1 protein-coding gene, 2 pseudogenes and 1 other annotated feature are annotated in these 2545 nt (G+C 60.7%); all 3 genes and pseudogenes read left to right on the top strand.

Annotation, left to right across the window (positions count from 1 at the left end; all coding sequences use genetic code 11):
- Nucleotides 1–52: 52 nt before the first annotated feature.
- Nucleotides 53–1062: pseudogene (locus tag AC07VS_RS28710) on the top strand (IS3 family transposase); the annotation flags it as partial.
- Nucleotides 331–447, top strand: a sequence feature (AL1L pseudoknot). It overlaps the preceding pseudogene by 117 nt.
- Nucleotides 1063–1275: 213 nt before the next feature.
- Nucleotides 1276–2325 (top strand): IS110 family RNA-guided transposase, encoded by a 1050-nt coding sequence (locus tag AC07VS_RS28705; protein ID WP_494752679.1) that lies wholly within the window; start codon nt 1276–1278, stop codon nt 2323–2325.
- A gap of 12 nt (nt 2326–2337) precedes the next feature.
- Nucleotides 2338–2545, top strand: a pseudogene (locus AC07VS_RS28700) (integrase core domain-containing protein); the annotation flags it as partial.

Below are 2545 nucleotides of genomic sequence, written 5' to 3'. Positions count from 1 at the left end.
CGTGAATCGCCCCGGGTTTTGCGGAGGCTCAACACTCTGAGAGGATTGAGCCATGACGAAGTCAAACAAGTTTTCACCCGAGGTGCGCGAGCGTGCCGTACGTATGGTGCAAGAGCACCGTGGCGAGTACCCATCGCTGTGGGCAGCCATCGAGTCCATCGCGCCAAAGATCGGCTGTGTACCGCAGACCTTGAACGAATGGGTCAAACGTGCTGAGGTGGATGCAGGCGTGCGTGAAGGCGTCACAACCACTGAGGCTCAACGCATGAAGGAACTGGAGCGTGAGGTCAAGGAGCTGCGCCGGGCCAACGAGATACTCAAGCTGGCCAGTGCGTTTTTCGCCCAGGCGGAGCTCGACCGCCGGCTGAAGTCTTGAGAACCTTCGTCGACAAGCATCGTGATGCCTATGGGGTCGAGCCGCTCTGCAAGGTCTTGCAGGTTGCCCCTTCTGCGTATCGACGACATGCGGCGTTGCTAAGCGCGCCCCACAAGCGCTGTGCTCGGGCTTTGCGTGATGAGGTCCTGTGCCCGCAGATTCTGCGTGTTTGGCGAGCCAATATGCAGGTCTACGGCGCCGACAAGGTATGGCGCCAACTGAGCCGCGAAGGGGTGACCGTGGCCCGCTGCACAGTCGAGCGGCTGATGCGCAAGCTGGGGTTGCGCGGGGTGATGCGGGGCAAGGTCGTGCGAACCACTGTCAGTGACGGCAAGGCGCCATGCCCGTTGGATCGGGTCAAGCGTCAGTTCAGAGCCGGGCGACCGAACCAGTTGTGGGTCAGCGACTTCACCTACGTTTCGACCTGGCAGGGCTGGCTGTACGTGGCCTTTGTCATCGACGTGTTTGCCCGGCGCATTGTGGGCTGGCGGGTGAGCAGCTCGATGCGCACGGACTTTGTGCTCGATGCACTGGAGCAAGCCCTATATGCCCGCCAGCCTGAGCGCGATGGAAGCCTGATATGCCACAGCGACCGCGGGTCGCAATACGTCAGCATTCGGTACTCCGAACGACTAGCTGAAGCGGGCATAGAACCTTCCGTGGGCAGCAAAGGCGATAGCTATGACACTCAGTTCCAATGTCCCCGGACGCCGACGTGATCTGACCCGAGCTACGACTGGCCGTGCTGCCTTTGCGTTGACCTGTCGATCACGTCGGATGTTCCCCCGAGCGCTGTCGGGCTCAATGCACGTGACCTAATAGGAGCCTTGTTCTGCACCATGAGTGTCCTGTCCCGCTATTGAGTTTGGTGGCGCCTTCTGCAACACAGAGGAGCTTGTGTGAATCAGGACGAAGTCATTCTTGGCGTTGATACGCATTTGGACGTACATGTCGGCGCAGTGATCAGCTGCACTGGCCGGCTGCTTGGGACGCAGGCCGTAGAAACGACCGCTGCCGGCTATTTGAAGCTGCTGGACTGGGCTCGATCATTCGGACAATTGCGTCGTGCCGGTGTGGAGGGTACGGCCACCTACGGTGCTGGATTGACGCGACTGATGCGCGATCATGGGGTCGAGGTGTTCGAAGTAAACCGCCCCGACCGCTCCGCGCGGCGGACGCGTGGCAAATCCGACCCCACAGACGCTGAAAGCGCTGCATGTGCCGTTCTCGCAGGCCGTGCGACAGCCGTCCCTAAACAGCAGTCTGGCGCTGCGTACGCGATGCGCGCTGTCTCAGCGGCGCGCCGGAGCGCGGTGAAGGCCAGGACGCAGACCATCAACCAGTTGCGCGGAATTCTGGTCAGCGCGCCGCAAGACATTCGAGATCGTTTGCTGCGTCCCAACGCTGAGGATTGCGTGAACATGTGCTCCAAAGTGAGATCGCTGGGGGCTGAGCCCTTGCTGCAGTCTCTGCTAGCAACCCTGCGTCTCCTGGCGAAGCGTTGGCTGGCGTTGAAAGCGGAGGTCAAGGTTCTGGATGCGGAGCTCGAGCAACTTACCTGCCAGCATGCTTCGCGGCTTCGGCAGAAGTTTGGAGTCGGTGCCCAAACCGCTGCTGTCCTGGTTTGCGTGGCTGGAGACAACCCGGATCGACTGAAGAGCGAGGCCTCTCTGGCAGCCCTCTGCGGGGTCAGTCCCTTGCAAGCCTCATCCGGAAAGACCAAGCGCCATCGCTTGAATCGAGGCGGCGACCGTTCCGCGAACAATGCTCTCTGGACCATTGCGATGGTCCGAATGCGAAGTGACCCGCGTACACGCGAGTACGTCGCTCGCCGAACGGCGCAAGGGCTGTCGACCAAGGAGATCCAGCGGTGCCTGAAGCGGTACATCGTGCGCGAGCTGTACCCGTTGATATTGGGTGATCTGGGCCGGCCACCCAGCACCCCTTGACATAGGAGCGTCAACGCCTTGGCCGAGACCATCAACGGCCTCTACAAGGCTGAGTTAATACATCGCCGGGCGCCATGGAAAACAAAGGAAGCAGTGGAGTTTGCAACTCTCGAATGGGTGTCATGGTTTAACCACCATCGCCTGCTTGAATCCATCGGGTACATCCCGCCTGCCGAAGCTGAGGCAAACTACTATCGGCAACTCGCCAGTCAGAACACCG

This window comes from Curvibacter sp. GW821-FHT01G03 (genome assembly GCF_059422285.1).
The sequence above is the reverse complement of the archived record's forward strand: the minus strand, read 5'-3'. Positions and strand labels throughout refer to the sequence as shown.